This is a genomic window from Bergeyella cardium (genome assembly GCF_009914665.1).
In the GTDB taxonomy this organism is placed as follows: Bacteria; Bacteroidota; Bacteroidia; order Flavobacteriales; family Weeksellaceae; genus Bergeyella_A; species Bergeyella_A cardium.
Genome location: NZ_CP029149.1, coordinates 246,044 through 265,674, shown reverse-complemented (window position 1 = coordinate 265,674; position 19,631 = coordinate 246,044). Strand labels below are relative to the sequence as shown.

Genomic DNA, 19,631 nt, shown 5'->3' with positions numbered 1-19,631 from the left:
GATATTATGAGAAAGTATCAATATATAAAACAATAAAATTATGAAATATAAAAAACTTATCTATACTTTTTCCATTTTCAGTATGAGTATACTTAACGCACAGGTTGTTAAAAGATTGAATGATGAAGCCATTGTATCGCAACATAAACGAATGGTCTTTGAACGCTGGGGAGATTTCAGACCTTACCCTAAGTATAATTTTTTAGGTATTCAGACCAATTTGCTTACGCTACCGTGTGGGGAATGTGGTCGCCTTCAAGGAATAGAGATTATAAAATGGAGCAGATATTAGACCGCTTAAAGCAACAGGGGTAGAAAATCAAAGGTTGGTGGAATTGGAAATTCAAAAGCAAGAAGCAGAAAAAATAAAAGTGGAAGTAGATACTATACACAAAAGAAATATGCAAGATTTTGCTCATTGGGACATCTACTACTGTAAGTGCAGACCCTTTGTGGCTTTGTATTATAAAAGAATGCTCCGCCCATTGAGTGAGTTCCCTGAAGCCCCTCAAAATTATAGAGAATGGGGATTTGATAATGCTGAAATTTATGAGACCTTAAAATTCTCGGGAAGTATTGAGAAACTACAAGAGAGTTTGGACTTACTAAAAGATAAATACCATAAATCAAGAACAATGGATATGCCAAGAGGAAAGCGATTTCTGATGTATCACGAGACCTTATTAGGATGGCGGAAATTCCAAGCAGAGTTATTTTCCTACAATACGAAAAGTGAATTGTTTTTTGGATTACAAAAAGCATTGGATAAATTCAGAAAAAGTCGGAGAATTATATTACAAAATCCGATGTAGAGATTGTGCAGGAGATTATGAATAAATATAAAAATCAATACTAATGAAAACAAAATACATTACATTTTTTGCCTGTCTTATTTTATGCTTTTTACCCATAATTATTTTTGGGCAACAAGGGGCAAGTGCAGAAGACTCCAATAAACTTTTGCAATTTTTGAAAGGAGATGGAGCATTTGAAAAATGGTTTTTTCAGTCTTTCCAAAGATTAGATACGACCATTAGTGCGGAAGCAAATAAAGTAAATTTTTTAGGGAAAGCCATAGGCGGTGTAGGAGCAATGCTGTATTTGGGCTATATCGGTTGGCAAATGCAGGCAGGCGACCGAGATTGGGAAATTACTCCAATGCTCCGCCCTTTCTTTATCGGACTAATTCTTTTGCATTGGTCAAGTTTTTACTCTCTTATCCAAAGTCCTTTTAGAGTGACCGCTTCTGTTTCACAAGGAATTTTTGAGAGAATAGAAAAAGATGCAAATGTTCTTCGTGTCAAAAGATTTCAAAAGCAAAACGAACTTTTGGACTATATGATAAAAAAAGAAGCGGAGGAAAAAGCCAAGCAAAAGCAAATAGATGACTTAAAAGAAAAAACATTTATAGATAAAATCGGAGATAGTATTTCAGAGGGTTGGGATAAAATTCAAGCCCCTGTGGAAGAGTGGTTCATCAGAATGGATTTCAAATTCCAAAGGATGATTGCAGAGGTTATAGAAGCAGTGGGTTTGACAATATTAAGAGTATGCACCTACTTGATATTTTTCATTCAGAAAATTTGGAGTTATATCCTTATCGTTCTTGGACCGATAGCCGTAGGTATGGCTCTCATTCCGGGGTTTGAGAGTTCGCTTACAAGTTGGATAAGCAAATTTATTAATATCAATCTCTATTCTTTTGTTGCATTCACGGTCATCAATATTGGTCAGCAACTCATTATGTCTGCCTATATTATGGAAATAGACCGCTACGAAAAGATGATAAGCACATCGGGAGGTGTGGACTCCGCTACCATAATGGCATTTATTAACGGAAATGGAATGCTCCATATTACCTTATTCTCTGTGGTGGCTTACATTGTGACAGGAATTGGGGTGCTGATGACTCCTACGATTGCCGACAGCATTGTTTCCGCAGGTGGTGCAACCGTGATGAGTAAGATGAAGCAGTCCGCTGGAAAAGTAGCGAGTGGAGGAAAATTAGCAGGTCAAGGGGCTAAAATGGCTGGAAGAGGAATTGTATCAGGAGCAAGAATGGGAAGACAAATGGTTAATGACACTCAATCTTATCTTAAATATATCAATTCGGATTTATATAAAAGTAGAGCAAAATAAAAAAGAATTAAACTTATGATAGTAAAAGACATAGAAAAAAAGATAAAAATCAATAAAGCCGTTTCTATTTCTGCCATATTTTTTGCAGTAGTAATCGTGATTGCAGGATTTTTCTACTCCTATAAATTGGTAGAAGACTCACGGAAATCCATCTACATATTGGACAATGGAGTGCCTATTTTAGTGAAACAAACCGATGAACTTCTTAATCGCCCTGTGGAATATAAATCACAGGTAGAGTTATTTCATAGATTATTTTTCACTCTTGCTCCTGATGACAAGTATATTCGGGAAAATGTAGAAAAATCGCTTTATCTCATTGATGATACAGGGAAAAAGGAATACACCAACCTACGGGAAAAAGGTTTTTATAATCAATTAGTTTCATCAAGTTCAATGATGACCATAGATGCAGACTCTATCAATGTAGATTTGGCACAGAAAAAATTCATCTATTTTGGGAGACAGGTTATCAATAGGCGGTCAGCAATTATTATCCGAAAACTCATCACAGAAGGCAATTTTGAAGATGTGGTCAGAACGCCCAATAATCCGCACGGGGTTATTCTTAAAAATTGGAAAATTTTAGACAATTCCGAAATATCAAGTGAGTCAAAATATAATAACTTTTAGAGATGAAAGAGAAAATTAAATCTATTCTATCTTGGGCAAATGAAGAAAGGAGACCCAAAAAAATATTGTATTTCTTTTTAGGATTTTTATTGCTATCCAGCGTTTTTGCCATTGTTAAAGAAATTTATTTTCCACCCCAAACCACTTTTACCAGCATTCCAATGATATATGCGGAGAGTGATAAAGAAAAAGCAAAATTCCAACTCAAAGAAGCGGAACTGGAAAAAGTAATGAAAGAAATACACCAATTTCAGCAAAAGCAAAAACAGGTAGGATTAACAAAGAGCGATAGTGTCAGAATTGAATACCTGTATAACGAATATAAAAAACTAAAAAATGAACCTTAAAAAAATTAACTTTAAGCAACAGAAGTATATTATGCCTCTCATTGCCTTACCTTTTGTCCTATTTGGAGCATATCAAATAGAGACATTACTGGCAGATGAAGAAGTGGTTGCTCCACAACAGGAACTTTCCCTATCATTGGGGGAAACACAAGACAGCATTCTCACAAAGAACGAGGCTTATGATGAACTTTTTGCCAATGGAGACCATAGAACAATGTTAGATGGATTGGATAGAGAAGAAGACAGCCTTATGATGTATACGGATAATCTTAATGATAAACAAAGGCGGTATATTGACTCTCTTGAAGAGGCAAGAAAAAGGAATTTAGAACGAGAAAGCCGATTGGCTTCGGGTAGAACTTCCTATTATGAACCTACATCGGGAGGTGGGAGAACAGGTAGAAGTAATGATGAAGACTACCAAAGGTCAGCCGATATTATCCGAATGCTCAATGAGGGAGCAAGTGGTACAGGAAAACAATACAACAGCAATAATCCAATGGCTTCATCTTCTAATTCTAATAATCAATCCCGAGAGGAAGATGACCCCGTGAAAACACTTCGCAAACAAATGATTATGCTGGATAGTTTGGAAAAATCAAGAGACCCCGAAATATTGGCACAAAGAAAAGCCGAAGAAAAATTGAAAAAAAGTAGAGCCAAAATGGAGGCATTTCTTAACAGCACTCTAAAAGTTTCCAAAGCAGGGCTTAATCCACACTTTAATTCTATTTCAAAAGAAAGAGAAAATAACTTTGTCAAAGCCGTAATTGATGAAAATGCTACGGGGTATCTTGGCTCTCGTATCCGTTTTAGGTTGTTGGAAGATGTCTATGTTGGGAAGCACAGAGTATCCAAAGGCAGTATTCTATATGGACAAATTTCGGGATTTACACTTCAAAGGGTTAATCTCAATATTGTGTCTATTTTGAACAACGGAGAAATTTTACCAATAAACCTCTCTGTTTATGATACTGATGGAATGCAGGGCTTGTATGTTCCGCAATCGGCATTTAGAGAGATGATGAGAGAACTTGGAGAAAATTCTGTGCAAGGCACAACAATGGATAATAGCGGACAAGGATTTTTCACAAGTTTATTATCAAGAGCCTTTCAATCTACATCGCAGACCATTGCGAATTTGATTAGAAAAAATAAAGCCAAAATAAAATACAATTCTTACATCTATTTAATTAACGAAAATGACCTTCAAAAATATGAAAACTAAATTTAATACAATGAAATCATTATGGGTAGCCCTTTTAGTATTGACTACATCTTTTCTTTCTGCACAAACAGAGAAAAAGGAACAACGCATTGATGAACTGCCCGAATTGGATATGACACAGGGCGTAAATATCCATTTTATATCCCCAGAGCCAATACAATTTGTGGATTTATCTACGGAAAACCTCGTGGGCGATTTGCCATCGGAGAATATTGCAAGAATAAAGGTAGTCAATCCAAAAACAGATACTTTGTCTAAATCCGAAACACTTCCTTTCCATAACGGAGAAAGGGTTGGTATCATTACTATTGTAGGACAATCTTTTATGGCTCAATATAGAGCGGTATATAGAAACCGAGAAATGTATAATACGCAGTCTAATATTCAAATTCAGCCCGAAGATATGCAACCTTTGGAGTTTCCAAAAATGAAACTTTCCAATATGGAATTGAGAAAATTAGCAATGGAAATTATTACCAAAAAGGCAAAAAAGCCTTTGAGAGAGGTCAATAACTTAAAATTGGCTATGAAACTCAATAATGTCTATGTGATGAGCGATTATATCTTCTTGGATATTAGTTTTGAGAATAAAACCAATTTAAGTTATGATATAGAGGGAATTAAATACTCCATTGAAGACAAGAAAATATACAAAGCCACTAATAATCAAAGTATAGAGTTAAAGCCTGTATATCAACTTCATAAGCCAACACACTTCAAGAAAAGTTTTAGAAACATCTATGTTTTCAAGAAATTCACTTATCCTAATAGCAAAGTGATGAAAATAAGACTATTAGAAGAACAATTATCGGGAAGAACGATTGAAATGAAGATTAAATATTCTGATATTCTCAATGCCGATACTTTTTAATGAAGAATTAAATCCTAATTAAAAACCAATTAAAATGCAAGAGCAACAGCACCAAATAAAACTCTATGGATTTCTACAAAGAATGGTGTATGCAGTCGTGATAATGGATATTTTGACGCTGTTTTTCCAAAACGCCAAGATTTTTGTGCTATCCGATTTGTTAAAAAACTTTGCGAAAATGGGCGTATTTTTTCCTCCCATTAACGCCAAAGTCTCTACGCTCATTTTAATAGGATTGGTTGCCGTAGGAACAAGAGCCAAGAAGAAAAAAGATTTGAATATAACCAAAGAAATTATTTTACCGATTATCATTGGTTTGCTGATGATTATTGGTTCTTTGGCTCTCGTAGATAAGGCAAGTATCCATACATTACCTAAAATCAACCCATATCAAGTTGGTTATGCCTTGCTGTCTTTGATAGGAGCAGTCATTACCCAAATGGGAGCAGATAGCATCTCAAAACTAATGCAACAGAAAATGGGGAAAGACCGCTGGAATGTAGAGGAGGAAAGTTTTGCCCAAAATACCGAACTTGTGGAAACTCCTTACTCTGTGAATATTCCTTATCTGTTTCGGCATAACAAAAAGAACAATAAAGGTTGGCTTAACATCAATCCATTTAGAGGAACAATGGTGTTGGGGACACCAGGCAGTGGTAAATCTTTTGGGGTTATCAACCCAGCCATTAGGCAGATGATGGGTAAAGGTTTTTGTCTCTGCATCTATGATTTTAAGTTTCCAGACCTTGCCCAAATTGCTTATTACCATTACCTTCTCAAAAAGAAAAAAGACAAAGACTATAAGCACGATTTCTTTGTTATAAATCTTAATGAAGTAGAAAAATCTAAAAGGGTTAATCCATTTAAAAAAGAATATATCCAAACCCTTGCGGAAGCCCAAGAAATGGCGGAAAGTATGGTGTCCGCATTGCAAAAAGGAGGCGGAAGTGGTGGCGGTGGTTCGGAGCAGTTTTTTACGCAGTCAGCGATTAACTTTCTTGCTTGTTGTATTTCCTTTTTCGCTACTTACGAAAATGGAAAATACTCATCATTACCACATTTGTTATCCTTTATGAACAGAAGTTATGAAGAGATTTTTACAATTCTTTTTACACAGGAAGAATTGATTTCACTACTTTCACCTTTCAAATCAGCATACGATAACAAAGCATTTGACCAATTAGAGGGACAAGTCGGCACACTCAAAATTTTCCTTTCACGATTGGCAACCAAAGAGAGTTTTTGGGTATTCTCGGGCGATGAAGTGCAACTGAAAATATCGGATAGAGAAAAACCTTCTACGATTATTTTAGCTTCCGACCCAGCCACCCAAGACATCAACTCGGCTTTATATTCATCAGTATTGAACCGAACTTTAAGGCTTATTAACTCCAAAGGAAACCACCCAAGTGGCATTATTGCCGATGAATTCCCAACGATTTACATTCACAAAATTGACAATGTAATTGCAACAGCAAGGAGTAATAAAGTGGCAGTAATGTTAGGCTTACAGGAAATTCCACAACTTCGGCAATACTATAAAAAAGAAATGGGAGAAACGATTTCATCTACTATTGGGAATATTCTCTCGGGGTCGGCTCGTGATAAAAATACTTTGGATTGGTTGGAAAAAATGTTTGGTAAAATTAAGCAAAAATCCTACTCTCAGTCTATTTCTAATCAAGGGACAACCACCAGCATTAACGAGAAAATGGACAATATGATACCTGCTGGGAAAATCGCCGCACTTCGCACAGGAGAAATGGTCGGAATGATTGCGGGTGGCGAAGAAAATGACTCCGAAGAATACAAATCATCAGCATTCAGTGGAAAAATCAATTTGGATATGAAAACCATCTCCGAAGAAGAACAAAACTATGTGCCATTGCCGACTTACTATTCATTCCTTGATAAAACAGGCAAGGATAGAAAGGAGGAAGTCCTAATGACCAATTTTAGGAAAATCAACAAAGAGGTGGAACTCATCATAAAAGACCACATCTCTGCATAAATTTGGATGTCTTTATTTTCTATATGTTTATGAAAATCCTCCGCACTAATCATTTAGTCGGAGGATTTTATTTATCATCGTAGTGTCCCCAAGCGGAAAGTATAAACACCTCCTTTGGGTTTTTCAATTCATCTATTTTGTAAACCAATCTATGCTTTTGGTCTATTCTCCGAGACCAAGTTTCATCAGTATGGAATTTTAATTGTTCAGGATGCCCTGTCCCTATTTTGGGGTTGTCCATACATTCCGAAAGAAATTTTTCTATCTTGGCTAATAACTTCTGTTGTCCAGATTTTTTGTGCTTTTCAAGGTCTTCAAAAAACTTTTTAGAGAAAGAAAGAGTATAAGCCATTTATATAGCAGATTTGAACAAATTAGACAATCCTTCTTTACTATCTATAATAACTTCACTTTTTGTTTTTTCTGCATTATCAAGCATTGCTTTAAACTCCTCTTTGCTCATTTTCGTAGGGTCTTTTTCCTCAATTTTTATGGAGGAAGTCTTAAACTTTTTCAAAAAATCTTTCAGAGCAGGAATATCAGAAGTCTGCATTTCTATATTTACGATTGCGGTATTCATAACATCAATATTTTATACAAAGATACAACATTCTTTTGGAAAAAACAACATCAGTCTAATTTAGTCTAAAATAGTAAAGAGTAGTCTAACAAAGAGATAAACCCTTGTTATTGTGAAGAGTAATAATCAAATTTGTAGGAAAAACGATAATAATGAAGCACTTTCTTGGACTAATTTTTCTATTGTCATCGGTAGTAATTTTCGGTCAATTCAATACTATTACTTATCCCATTGAGCGTAAAGAAAAAAAAGAATATTTGAACCAATCTTTTTATTCTGCACCTCAAAAAGTGGAAGAAAAGAAAGATGTTCCAAAACCCAAGAAAGCCAAAAGAACCACAAAGGCAGACCTCAAAAAAGAATTGGACTCTCTCAAAATGATGATGATGGATTTAAGTAAAAAAGAGCCATCTCAAAAACGAAATATCAAGAAAATAGAAGACTCTTTATTGCAACATTTCCACCAAAAAATCAACATAGAAAAAGAGAAAGAAACTGCCTATACTCCCATAAAAAAGTATGATTTTATTCGTGAAGATATGATTAAAAAAATCTCTATGCCTTTGGATAAAATGGTCATTACTTCGCCTTTTGGCTTCCGCACCCACCCCATTTTTGGAGGAAGAAAAATGCACAACGGAATAGACTTGGGAGCAAATTATGAGAATGTGTATGCTGTGTTAGATGGTGTAGTGTCAGAGGCAGGTTGGGACTACAAAGGAGGGGGAAACTACATTAAAGTTCGCCATTCCAACCGATTTGAGACTTCTTATTTGCACCTGTCTGCGATGTATTACCGAGTGGGAGAACCTGTAAAAGCAGGATATATTATCGGAAAAAGCGGAAACTCTGGAAACTCCACTGGACCGCATTTGCATTTTGCGGTCAAGGAGTTTGGAGTTTTCATCAACCCAACTCAATTTTTGAACGATTTAATCAAAGTTAATAATTTAATCTCTATTCAATATGAACAACAGCAATTTACCAACAGATGATTTGAAAAAATACGGCATTATTGATGAAAATAATTCTTTCTCAAAAAAACTCTCCGAAAAAGATGTAGAAAACTTCCTAAAAGGACATACCATTATCGCTGAAAATGGAGACAAAAGGGCAACCTTCCAATTAGAAAATAACAAATTGAATGTTAATTTTTATCATTTGGATAAAAGCCTTGACCAAATTTTGGAACAATCAAAAGAAAAGCCTATCCAATATGCAATAGAAAGAGAAATTGACAAAGAAAATAAAGCCGATGAAAAACTAAATTTCAAAGCCTTTATCTATGATGAAAATAAAAAGGAAGTCAAAGAGTATGATTTTGTAAAAAATGCGGAAGAACTAACCCAAAAAATTGCAGAAAGAAAAGATGCAGTGGAGACCAACCGCTATAAAAACGAATTGCTAAAACTCAAAGATTTCTTGCAGGATAAAATGGATAAATTCCCCGATGTAGCCAAAGAGATTAGCAATGATATAAATATCGTTTCCAAGACCATCAATACCATTGATGATTTGACTCCTAATGAGAAACAGGCTCAACAGCAAGAAAAAACGAATGTTCAACTTAATGTAAATGACCCCGACCTTTATCAAGATGCTAATCAAGAGCGTGAGGAGGATTGGGAAGAGAGCCAAGAACAGGAACGCAAACGAGGGTTTAGGAGATAAAATTTACGATTATGGCTGAAACAAGTATTATATTAAAAGGAGGTGTAGAAGAATTGGAATTATTAGAAAAGGCAAAAGTTTACTATAACACTATTCTTCCTAAATATTGGGAAAAAAAGGAAAATAATACTATTGATTTAATTTTAAGACATCCACAAAAAGAAGATGGTTTTTCATTGCCTGATAAAGAAGAATATAAAATTGAGGATATACTAAAAACATTAGAAAAACACCGCCAAAGGCAATATAATAAGCAAAAAGATTATTCTAATTCTCAATACAAAGATGAATTCTGGTCGGCATATACAGACTATATTGCAGAAAAAAAACTAAAAATCATCCTTTCCGAAAAACAAGATGGAAAAAGTATGGAAAAACTATCTTTTAAGGATAAATATATCACGCCACTAACAAAAGAGTATAAGGATTTTATCCACGAAATGGAAAATACGCCTTCTGAAATTTTTTATAGAGATGGTGAACGAAGGTTTTCAAAAGAACAAGAAAAGTTTTTTGATATTTATATGTATAAACAAAAAAAATATTATGAAAATATAAAAATCACTCCCGAAATAAATAATATGTTTCAGGAGATAAAAAATAACTTTTCATTAAAAGAACAAGGACTTATTTATTATCAAATAAGTCACAATCCTAGAGATTTAACAAGACATTATTTTTTGGAAAATTATATTGCTAATTCAGAAATTAAAAAGGAACAATTAAATAAAGTTAATAATTTTCTAAATGAAAATCTAAATGGAGATTCGGAAAAAGAAGAGTCCTTGAAAAAAGCAATGAATATAGACAGTAATTTTATTGAAAAAATAGAAATACTTAAAAAACTATTTATTTTTTATGAAAAACTTGATTTTGATGAAAAAGAGAAAGTTTCGTACTGGGACATTAACCAAATTGCAGAAAAAGAAGCCAATTATCATAGTCTTTACAATCACGGAATAAAACAAAATCAAAATTTACAGAATATGGATAATACACAGGAAATTAATAAAGAAAAAATAAATTCATTTGTCAATGATGTGATATTCACTCAAAAAAATGAAACCGAACAAGAACACACTGAAAGATATACACAAATGTGGAATGAACTCAATGGAGATGAAAAAGCATATGTCCAAGAAAAAGGGGCAGATATCGCAGTTAGTTCAATTGGAGAAGCATATTATGAAGATACCTTTATGCCAAGAGAGAAAGAAAATGAAATAATTGCTGATTTCAATAGTAAAATAGAAAAACTATCCTCCGAAGAAGTAGTAACAAAAAAACATAACGAGCCTAAAAAAGAATTTGATATTACAGAACATCTTAATAATCAAATGAAATATCTCGGTTTTGGGGATAATCATAAGGAAGAAATACAGAAAGGGATTGACTCCAATGATAAATCTTTCCAAATTAAAACCACATCAGACCGAGTAATGGAGGGTAATCAAGTAGATTTTGCCATTAATTTTAATAAGTCAGAAAAAGGTGGTGTTTTTCTCAATTCCTTTGATGCAAGGTTGATTACACAAGATGGCGAAGAGCGTTCGCACAATTTCAAATTGAATTTCACTGCAAAAGAAGCAATCAATCTATTAGAGGGCAGAGCGGTAAAAACAGAATTTAATAACTCCAAAACCAACGAACCTTTTGAGGCTTTTGTAAGACTGAAATTCAATGAGCCTAAAAATGAGTATGACAACTATAAATTGGAGTTCCACAAAGCCAATGAGATTGATACGGCAAAAATCGTGGAACTTTCGGGACTGAAATTTGAAAAGCCCGAGTATAAAGATTTTGTTGTCAAGTCGCTGGAAAAAGGAAATATTACCAATGTGAAATTTACTCACGAGGGCAACGAAATTGAAGGAAAAGCCGTGCTTAATCCTCAATATAAAAACCTTAATCTTTATGATAAGGAGATGAATAGGCTAAATACCAATAAACCTTTACAGGGCTTGGAACAGGACAATAGCCACGAGAAAAATAATGTAAGACAACAAAATATTTCAAGAAGTATATAATCCCAAAGGGCTACCTAAAAGTAGCCTTTTATCTAATCCTTATTTTATGAAAAAATACATTTTATATGGCATTGTGCTTCTTTCTGCATTGGGTTCTTGCAGAAAAGAAATTAAATCCAAGCAAGGTGGAATAGACCTTATTTCTAATATCTACATTAACGCTTCTAAAAATTTGGAGGATACCCAAAGTTTCCATATTTCAAGGCTCAACTATTCCAATGATACCATTATAGAACTTGTTCCTAATGTCACTAATCCATTGATTACTGATGAAATACACTTTATTAAAGATAGTTTGTTTTATTCTTTGGGAACACCTGTTAATGCTGGGATAAGCACGATTGTAGAAGTGGTCGCAACTGAAAAGCCGACTTTGGTCTATTCCGAGAATAAAAGAGGGGCAATTTTTTCTAAAAATAAAGTCCCTAATTACCATCAAAAAAGAGATTTGAAAGACACTATTTTGTTTGGGAAAACCTACAAAAGATTTGAAATCAACTCTCCGCAAAGTTATAGCCGATATTATGTTTATCAAACAGACACTATTTTGCCTTATTCTTTGTATAAACACGCAGAAATTGACTATAAAGGAAGAATTGAGCGGATAGATACTTATAACAAAAAGCAGGATATTTTCGTGACTTTACAATTATTGCCAAGAAAAAAATGGGATGAGGAGGCGAAAGATGTGTTCAAATTTAATGAGTTTATCAATAAAAAATCCAAAAAGTAAATCCAATGAGATATACCGAAGAAGATTTAAGAAAAATTATAGAAAATGTTTCTGTTTTAGATTATTTCCAGCATTTAGCCAAACAGGGAAAAGTTAATTTTGAGCGAAAGTCTGGGCGAGATTACTATTTCCGAACCGATGAAAATAAATTTTCGGTTAATGAAACAGGATTTTATGATTTCAAAACAGGCGAAGGTGGAAAACTCATCAAAGCCGTAATGACTTTGGAGAATAAATCTTGGAAAGAAGCAATGGATTTCCTCAAAGATTTTTCCAACACTTACATTCCAGAAGATATTGCAGAAATAAAAAGAATTAAAGAAAATAAAGTCAATGAAACTAATTCTGCTCCCTCTATTACCCAAATTACGCCTCCAAATAATGATAAACTTATTGCTTATTTTAATGAAAGGGGCATTTCCAAAGAAGTATTGGAGGTTTACACTAAGCAAGTGCATTACCAAGTAGGCGGTAAAAAGTATTTCGGAATTGGGCTGGAAAATCAGTCAAAGGGCTACGAAATCCGCAACCCAATGATGAAAACGAAACTTGGGAAAAATGACCTTACCATTGTCAATAAGGACAAGGGGAAAAATGTTTTTGTCTTTGAGGGAATGACTGATATGCTTTCCTTTCTGCAACTCCAAAAACTAAATAATCAAGAAAATAAATCTACTTTGGTAGTGCTAAATTCTGTGGTTAATGTAGATAAATTTGCAGAAGAATTTAAGGATTATAAAGGAAAAATCTCACTCCTTTTAGATGGAGATAAGGCAGGAACAGAAGCCACTAACAAAATTATCACATCTATGCCCCAGCATCATATCCAAGATTTGAGATGGAGGTATGGCATAGGTCAAAGTAATATTAACGACCTCAATGACTATCTGAAAAATAGGCAACTGCCCCAAGATATTATCTTACAAAAAGGAATGAAAGTCCGATCCAAAGCCACAGAAGATGAATATTATATCCATAGTGTAGATGATAAATCCATAGGTTTAAGAAAGGATTATTTGCCTTTTTTGTCCAAAGTCCATAGTTTTCAAGTTCCAAGTTTTAGAGATTTTTTCAATCATTATGAAGTTTATAATTTAGATGAAAAAAAGATTGAAATATCAGAAAAAAGTCGTATCTTTACCCAAGAAAATAACACCAAAAAATTAGTTGAAAATGAGAGAAATATTGAACAATCCGCAGGAATATCCAATCCTCAGTCAGTGGAACGAGGAGAAACTATCTCAAACGATAGAAACCTTGACCAAACAAGCCAATCCCAGCACGGAAATGCCGACCGAGAGCCAAAAACTTTGGACAGCCACAATGTTGGAAATGGACTTGGCTCACGAGAGTCAGAGCGTTTGGGAAAACGAGGATTACAGCCAACTGGAAGCAGTGGAAATGCACAATCGCCGATCGATAGAACTGAAACAACTCTTCAAGGCAGGGAATTTGGAGGAGTTAGACAAAATTTGGCAGAACGAAACGGAAACCCCAGCAATCAAGAGAATGGCTTGGGAGATGTCAATGCAGTTGGAGAACCTTCCGTTTTAGAACTTGTCCAAAACTTAAAAGGACAAAAATCGACCAATGAGCAAATTGCAAAATTGGTAAATGCTCTTACCGAAGTTTCGGAAGATAAAACCATTCATCTTAATCCCAATATTGAAATTACAGATGATATTAAAAACCTCGTTTCTCAATACAAAAGTGGCGGAATAGCCAAAGAGGGGCGAGGTATTTTAGATGAATATTATACTGATGAAAGATTAGTCCAAGCCGTTGGAAATCTCATCAAAGACCATTTCAAAGGACAGAAAGAAATAAAGGTGTTAGAACCAAGTGTCGGCACTGGCAATTTCCTTTCAGCATTGAATAATCTTAACTCAAAAACAGATATTACTACCTTTGAAATCAACGAAACCACCGCTAAAATTTCCAAAATTCTTAATCCGAACACCAATGTAAATCTTCGTTCCTTTGAAACGGAATTTATCACAGATAATGGGCAGAAAAAAGACTTTGCCCCAAAATACGATTTGGTCATCGGTAATCCACCCTACGGACAGCACAGGGGACTTTACAAAGGTTTGGGCGAAGAGCCTAAAATCGCTCGTTATGAAGACTATTTTATCAAGCGTTCCCTTGACTTGATGAATGAGGGCGGAACTCTTGCTATGGTTGTTCCCAGCGGTTGGCTCAACCGACAAAACAATCTTAAAAATGCAGAATTAACAGAGGCATATCGTTTGCCTAATGGTGTGTTTAAGGCAACTGATGTCGGCACAGATATTATCATTCTAAAAAAGAATTCCAATGCAGAAATAAAAGATATTTCTAATTATTTTGAGCAAAATCCTAACCGAGTTTTAGGAGAAATTGGGCAGAAAACCAACCGATTTGGAAAATTAGAAGATTATGTAAAAGGCGATTTGGATAGTGCTTTATCATTGATTGAGCAGTTAAGAACAAAGCAAGAAACTCAAAAAAATCAACAGGCAATACAACTTAATTTATTTGATATTGTAGAGCCGATTGCAGAAGAAAAAATCTCTGAACAACAGCCAAAAGAAATAGATGAAAATCTACCCCAAGAACTGCAAAAAAATATAGAAGACACCTTAAATAGGCTTCACAATATTAAGTTCAAAAGCCCTGTTATCATCAATGAGATTGAAAAGTATAACGGGATTTATCGTGAAATAGAAAATACTCCACAAAACTTTGATAAAGAGCGAATAAAAGACATTTCCGATAAATTGGAAAGACTGAATAAAAAAATCAAAACCAATGAAAAAGAATATACCATTCAGTCCTCTCCCGAGATTAAAAAGGGCATATTAAAGTATCAATTTCAGAAAGAAGATGAAATTATTGCCACAGGTCTGCAAAATAGTCCCAATATCACGGATAGACAGGTAGAAGCGTTCAGAAATACGCACTATGATGGTGTAATGAATAACCCCGAGAAATATCAAGAATTTGCTAATTACTACAAAGGCGATTATATCCACGATTTCTATTATGCGGAAGGCGATATTTATGAGAAATTAGAGACATTGGAGCAAGATAAAGATGATATTTCACAAGAACAATATGCCAAACAAAAAGCCCTTTTAGAGAAAGTTTTACCACAGAAAAAAGAATTAGAGGATATTATCGTGTCGCCTAATCAAGAGTTTGTGCATCAGTTCGTGGTGGGAGAAGTGGAGAAAATGGTGCAGGAACAAACAGGTTGGAATTATGGAGGTAGAAATCCAACTCCTATTTATGAAAATAAAATGAAAGTGGTAGAAGAAACTTTGGCTGAAAAGTTCAAAAATTTTCTTTATACATTACCAAGTGAAGCCTTTGGAAACTCCAGCAGTTGGGAAGTTCGTGCTTATGTAGATAATAAACAGGTTACAGGAAAAGATAAGGATTATAATGCACTTATCCGTGAGCGAAGAAAAGAAGTCGGGAATGATTTGTTTAACAAATTCTTGCGTGAAGAATTAGATAATGATACCAAAACAAGATTTGTAGATGAGTTTAATAGAAAACATAATAATATTCATATTCCTAATTACAAAGAATTTCCTTTATTTTCCAATATTCACAAGAATTTCAAAGGCAGACCATTGGAACTGACCGAAGTTCAGAAAGCAGGAATTGGGCGACTGACTACCAAAGGCGTAGGGCTTTTGGCTCACGAAGTAGGTTTTGGAAAAACGCTCTCGGGGGTTTTATCTATGCACGAAGCAATGGAGCGAGGCAATGCTAAACGCCCTTTAATTGTCGTGCCTAATGATAGCATCTTAAAACAATGGGTAGAGACTATTTATGAGACTATTCCTAATGCCAAAGTCAATGTTTTAGGCAATTTAGGAAAAAATATTGATTTGTCTAAATTTGATAATAAAGATGGGGAAATATCGCTCGTGACTTATGAAGGATTTAATAATATTGGATTTTCCAGAACCGTTACCCAAGACTTAGCCAACAAATTTTCTTATATTTCTGAAAATGAAACCAAAACCTTAAAATTTTCAGAACGAGACATACAAAAAGAAATCCAGCAACAGCAAGAAACAGAAGGTAAAATGCGTAGGGGAAAACTCTATGATTGGGAAGATTTTGGATTTGACCATTTGACCTTTGATGAAGCCCACAATGCTAATCATATCGTAGGAAAAGTAAGGATTGATGACAGAAAATACGCTTCGGATTTTAGAAATCAAAATCAAGCCACTTCTTTGCTGGGAATGAATACTTGGGTAGCCTCTCAATACATTCAAGAGCAGAACGATGGGCGAAATGTTAATCTTCTTTCTGCAACGCCTTTCACGAACAAACCTTTGGAATATTACTCTATTTTGTCGCTCATTGCCAACGATAGATTGGAAAAAAGCGGTTATTTCAATGTCAATACATTTTTTGAAACTTTTATGGAAGCCGATAATGATATGGAGATTGATGCCAAAGGCGATATTAAGTATAAAACCAATGTAAGGCGATTTAAGAACAATGCCTTATTCCAGCAACTTTTAGGCGAGTTTATTGATATTAAAGGCGAAGAAGATAATCCCGAACTTAAACGCCCAAATCGTATCAATAAAGAATATAAAATTGAGCAAAATGACTTGACCAAAGAGGCTTATGAAAGACTGAATAAAAGTTTTAATGAGAGTAAAAAAGGGGCAATTTTAACTCATATTCTCAATGCAAGATTGATAGCAATGTCGCCGTATTTAGCCAAAGATTATGATGGAGAAGAACCTACAACCAAAGAGTTTATAGAAAACTCGCCGAAACTAAAAACGACTATGGACTTAATTTCCCAAAATAAAAAAGACCAGCCCAATGCAGGTCAGATTATTTACTCGGAATTAGGTGTGGCAGAGTTTCCAAAATTGAAAGAATATTTGGTCAGTGAAGTAGGATATAAATCCGATGAAGTGGGGATTATCACGGGAGCAACCAGCAAAAATCAAAGATTAGATATTCAAGAGAAATTTAATGAGGGAAAGATTAAAATCGTGATTGGTTCAGAAGCCATACAGGAAGGTATGAACTTGCAGAAAAAGACAAGTGATATGTATCTTTTGAGTTTGCCGTATAATTTTACTTCGCTTCGCCAAACGGAAGGTAGAGCGTGGAGACAGGGCAACCAATGGGAAAATGTGCGTATCAATTTTATGCTGACCAATGATAGCATAGATGTTTTTATGCTCCAAAAATTACAGGCGAAACAGGCTCGGTATATGGAGGCGATGAAGAAAGGAGCGAATATCATTGATGTTTCTGATGTGGATACCAGCGAACTCAAAACAGCGATTATCACAGACCCCAGCGTGAGAGCCGATATAGAAATTGATGTAATGAGAAATCGTTATGATAGTGAAAAAACACGGCTTAAATCTGAATTAGTTTTCTTATCAAGAAAGTTTGAAGATTATGTAGCAAGTAAGGAATATCAAGGATTAAAATATGTGAAAAGTAATTTGGAATACTATCAAAACCAATTAAATGAAGCGAAAGAAAAATGGGAAAAAGATGTGCCGTATTGGGAAGAAAAATTTTCGGAAGCAAAAGAGCAATTACCTTTATATGAGGAGGCTTTGAAACAACGGGAAAAGAAATTTATTGAAAAAGGAATGGATATAAAGGCATTTCAAACTAAAAAAGAACAAACCGAAACAAAAATTGCTGAATTGGATAACAAAATTTATAATGAACTTCCTGTATTAAGAGAAAAATTAATCACGCAATATCAAGAAGAAAAAGAAGATAAACTCAAAAATTATAATCCTGTGGATTTTGTTAGGGAAAGAGCGGAAGAGAACAAAACTTTTTTCAAACTCAGTTCTAATGAAGAAAAGGAGAAGAAAATGGCAGAAAAAGAAAATATTTCTACTCAACAGACACTGAAACAGGATAAGCCAAGAGGATTTAGAAGATAAATTTTATACAAAAAGAAGGAGCAAAATTCCTTATTTTTTCTTATCTTTGCAGAAATAAAATCACACAGAAAATATGGAATATCCAATTAGTTTAGACACTGCATTACAGATTGTTGGCTCACTAAAAGTAAGAGCAATAAAAGAGAAAAATGCGACAAATAATCCCACTGAAATAGAAAAGTTAGAGTTCCAAATTAGAACTTTTTTAGAAGAAGAAAGAATGCTCTATGGGGCAGATGTATATAAAAAAAGTTCAGTAATGGATAAAGTAGTAAATTATTACAGCCCACTAATAAAACGCCTCAATGGATTTGCATAAAGTAGTTGAGATTTACAATCAAGAACGCAAAGATTTATTGGAGGATTTAACACCACAAGAAAATCCTTTGGCTTTTATTTTGGGAGGACAACCCGCATCGGGAAAAAGTAAATTAGCCAAAGAATTTACAAGCAAATTTTCCAATAATAATATTCTTTTCGTTAATGGCGATATTTACAGAGAATTCCACCCCAATAGGCAAGAGTTAATCAACAATCCTCTTTCTTATTCCAAAGAAACACAGATTTTTTCCAATGTTTTTACGGAAAATCTTATCCGAGAAGCCATAGAAAATAAATACAATATTATGGTGGAAGGAACAATGCGAAATCCACAAGTGCCGTTTAATACTGCCAAAATGTTCAAAGAAAATGGCTATCGTGTGGAAGTTCTTGCTATTTCTGCACCTGCTATTTTTACGGAATTGGGTTTATACAATCGCTACCAAGAAGAAATTAATTTTCAAGGTTGGGGGCGTTTGGCAGAAATTGAGTCGCATAATTCCGCAGTAAATGGAATTTTAGAGTCATTAGACTTATTGTATAGAGAAAAAGCGGTAGATAAAATTCATATTTATTCCTACCAAGCCGAAAAGCATATTGAGACTTTTTCGCTGGAAAGTGGTAAATGGAATATTGATGATTTACCATCAAATTATATTACTGATGCAAGGGAAATTCAGTTGCAGAGAAAAGAAAATATTGCTAAACTCATAGAACGAGGTGAAAATACTTTAAGCCAAATTTCCGATAATTTGAAATCTAATGTAAGTGATATTCTACAAAAACTCAAAGACCTCAATCTAAAACAAGAAGAAAAGCGAGGTTTTAGAAGATAAAAAAATCCCTAACTTTTTTGGTTAGGGATTTTTCACAAAGATTATCCTTTTCTAATATATAATAATATTCCTATTAAAATAAGAATTGATAATACTTGGATGCTTATTGCTAATTGATTTCTATATTTTAGATTAGAGTTTTCTATTCTATATATTACCCTACTATATAAATATGTTATAGGAATAAGTAATATGAACGGAAGTATTGTCAAAAATTCTTTCATAAAGATATTTTTTACAAAATTAAAAATTTATCTCCAAAGTCCAAATCTCAAAGGTAAATATTCGTATA

Annotated in this window: 17 protein-coding genes; 15 read left to right on the top strand and 2 right to left on the bottom strand. The window is 34.2% G+C overall.

What is annotated here, in order from left to right; all coding sequences use genetic code 11:
- Positions 1–40 precede the first annotated feature (40 nt).
- Genes DBX24_RS01290 through DBX24_RS01255 form a run of 8 tightly spaced genes read left to right on the top strand, consistent with a single transcriptional unit; the run spans position 41 to position 7,229 of the window.
- Positions 41–292, top strand: a complete 252-nt coding sequence (locus DBX24_RS01290; RefSeq protein WP_160223732.1) for a hypothetical protein — start codon at positions 41–43, stop codon at positions 290–292.
- Positions 293–335: 43 nt separating this feature from the next.
- Entirely contained in the window at positions 336–812 is a 477-nt protein-coding gene (locus tag DBX24_RS01285; RefSeq protein ID WP_160223731.1) for a hypothetical protein, read from the top strand.
- A 43-nt stretch (positions 813–855) separates the two neighbouring features.
- Positions 856–2,139, top strand: a complete 1,284-nt coding sequence (locus tag DBX24_RS01280) for a TraJ family protein (protein WP_185150752.1) — start codon at positions 856–858, stop codon at positions 2,137–2,139.
- 15 nt (positions 2,140–2,154) lie between these two features.
- Positions 2,155–2,772 (top strand): conjugative transposon protein TraK, encoded by a 618-nt coding sequence (traK, locus tag DBX24_RS01275; protein WP_160223730.1) that lies wholly within the window; start codon positions 2,155–2,157, stop codon positions 2,770–2,772.
- A 2-nt stretch (positions 2,773–2,774) separates the two neighbouring features.
- A complete protein-coding gene (locus DBX24_RS01270) occupies positions 2,775–3,119 on the top strand; it encodes a hypothetical protein (RefSeq protein WP_160223729.1) in 345 nt (114 codons plus the stop codon).
- Positions 3,109–4,347 (top strand): conjugative transposon protein TraM, encoded by a 1,239-nt coding sequence (locus DBX24_RS01265; protein WP_160223728.1) that lies wholly within the window; start codon positions 3,109–3,111, stop codon positions 4,345–4,347. The genes DBX24_RS01270 and DBX24_RS01265 overlap by 11 nt, the downstream gene beginning before the upstream one ends.
- Before the next feature lie 10 nt (positions 4,348–4,357).
- Complete coding sequence (gene traN, locus DBX24_RS01260) at positions 4,358–5,218, top strand: conjugative transposon protein TraN (protein ID WP_160223727.1); 861 nt, start codon at positions 4,358–4,360, stop codon at positions 5,216–5,218.
- 34 nt (positions 5,219–5,252) lie between these two features.
- Positions 5,253–7,229, top strand: a complete 1,977-nt coding sequence (locus tag DBX24_RS01255; protein WP_185150751.1) for a type IV secretion system DNA-binding domain-containing protein — start codon at positions 5,253–5,255, stop codon at positions 7,227–7,229.
- A 67-nt stretch (positions 7,230–7,296) separates the two neighbouring features.
- Here DBX24_RS01255 and DBX24_RS01250 read toward each other — a convergent pair whose 3' ends face one another.
- Both DBX24_RS01250 and DBX24_RS01245 read right to left on the bottom strand, forming a co-directional pair.
- Positions 7,297–7,581 (bottom strand): Txe/YoeB family addiction module toxin, encoded by a 285-nt coding sequence (locus DBX24_RS01250; RefSeq protein ID WP_160223726.1) that lies wholly within the window; start codon positions 7,579–7,581, stop codon positions 7,297–7,299.
- Positions 7,582–7,809 (bottom strand): hypothetical protein, encoded by a 228-nt coding sequence (locus DBX24_RS01245; RefSeq protein ID WP_160223725.1) that lies wholly within the window; start codon positions 7,807–7,809, stop codon positions 7,582–7,584.
- 152 nt (positions 7,810–7,961) lie between these two features.
- Between DBX24_RS01245 and DBX24_RS01240 the strand changes: the two genes are divergently transcribed.
- The 7 genes from DBX24_RS01240 to DBX24_RS01210 all read left to right on the top strand — a co-directional run bounded on the left by DBX24_RS01240 (position 7,962) and on the right by DBX24_RS01210 (position 19,339).
- Positions 7,962–8,804: a M23 family metallopeptidase gene (locus DBX24_RS01240; RefSeq protein ID WP_160223724.1), complete on the top strand. Its 843-nt coding sequence runs from the start codon at positions 7,962–7,964 to the stop codon at positions 8,802–8,804.
- Positions 8,776–9,480, top strand: a complete 705-nt coding sequence (locus DBX24_RS01235) for a hypothetical protein (RefSeq protein ID WP_160223723.1) — start codon at positions 8,776–8,778, stop codon at positions 9,478–9,480. Before DBX24_RS01240 ends, DBX24_RS01235 begins: the two co-directional genes overlap by 29 nt.
- An 11-nt stretch (positions 9,481–9,491) precedes the next feature.
- Positions 9,492–11,507, top strand: a complete 2,016-nt coding sequence (locus tag DBX24_RS01230) for a hypothetical protein (protein WP_160223722.1) — start codon at positions 9,492–9,494, stop codon at positions 11,505–11,507.
- A 46-nt stretch (positions 11,508–11,553) separates the two neighbouring features.
- Complete coding sequence (locus DBX24_RS01225) at positions 11,554–12,240, top strand: hypothetical protein (protein ID WP_160223721.1); 687 nt, start codon at positions 11,554–11,556, stop codon at positions 12,238–12,240.
- Between the two features lie 5 nt (positions 12,241–12,245).
- Positions 12,246–18,182, top strand: coding sequence for a DUF8464 domain-containing protein (locus DBX24_RS01220; RefSeq protein WP_160223720.1), 5,937 nt, complete (start codon positions 12,246–12,248; stop codon positions 18,180–18,182).
- Between the two features lie 73 nt (positions 18,183–18,255).
- Positions 18,256–18,501: a hypothetical protein gene (locus tag DBX24_RS01215; RefSeq protein WP_160223719.1), complete on the top strand. Its 246-nt coding sequence runs from the start codon at positions 18,256–18,258 to the stop codon at positions 18,499–18,501.
- On the top strand, positions 18,488–19,339 hold the full coding sequence (locus DBX24_RS01210) for a zeta toxin family protein (protein WP_160223718.1): 852 nt from the start codon (positions 18,488–18,490) through the stop codon (positions 19,337–19,339). The genes DBX24_RS01215 and DBX24_RS01210 overlap by 14 nt, the downstream gene beginning before the upstream one ends.
- Positions 19,340–19,631: the final 292 nt, after the last annotated feature.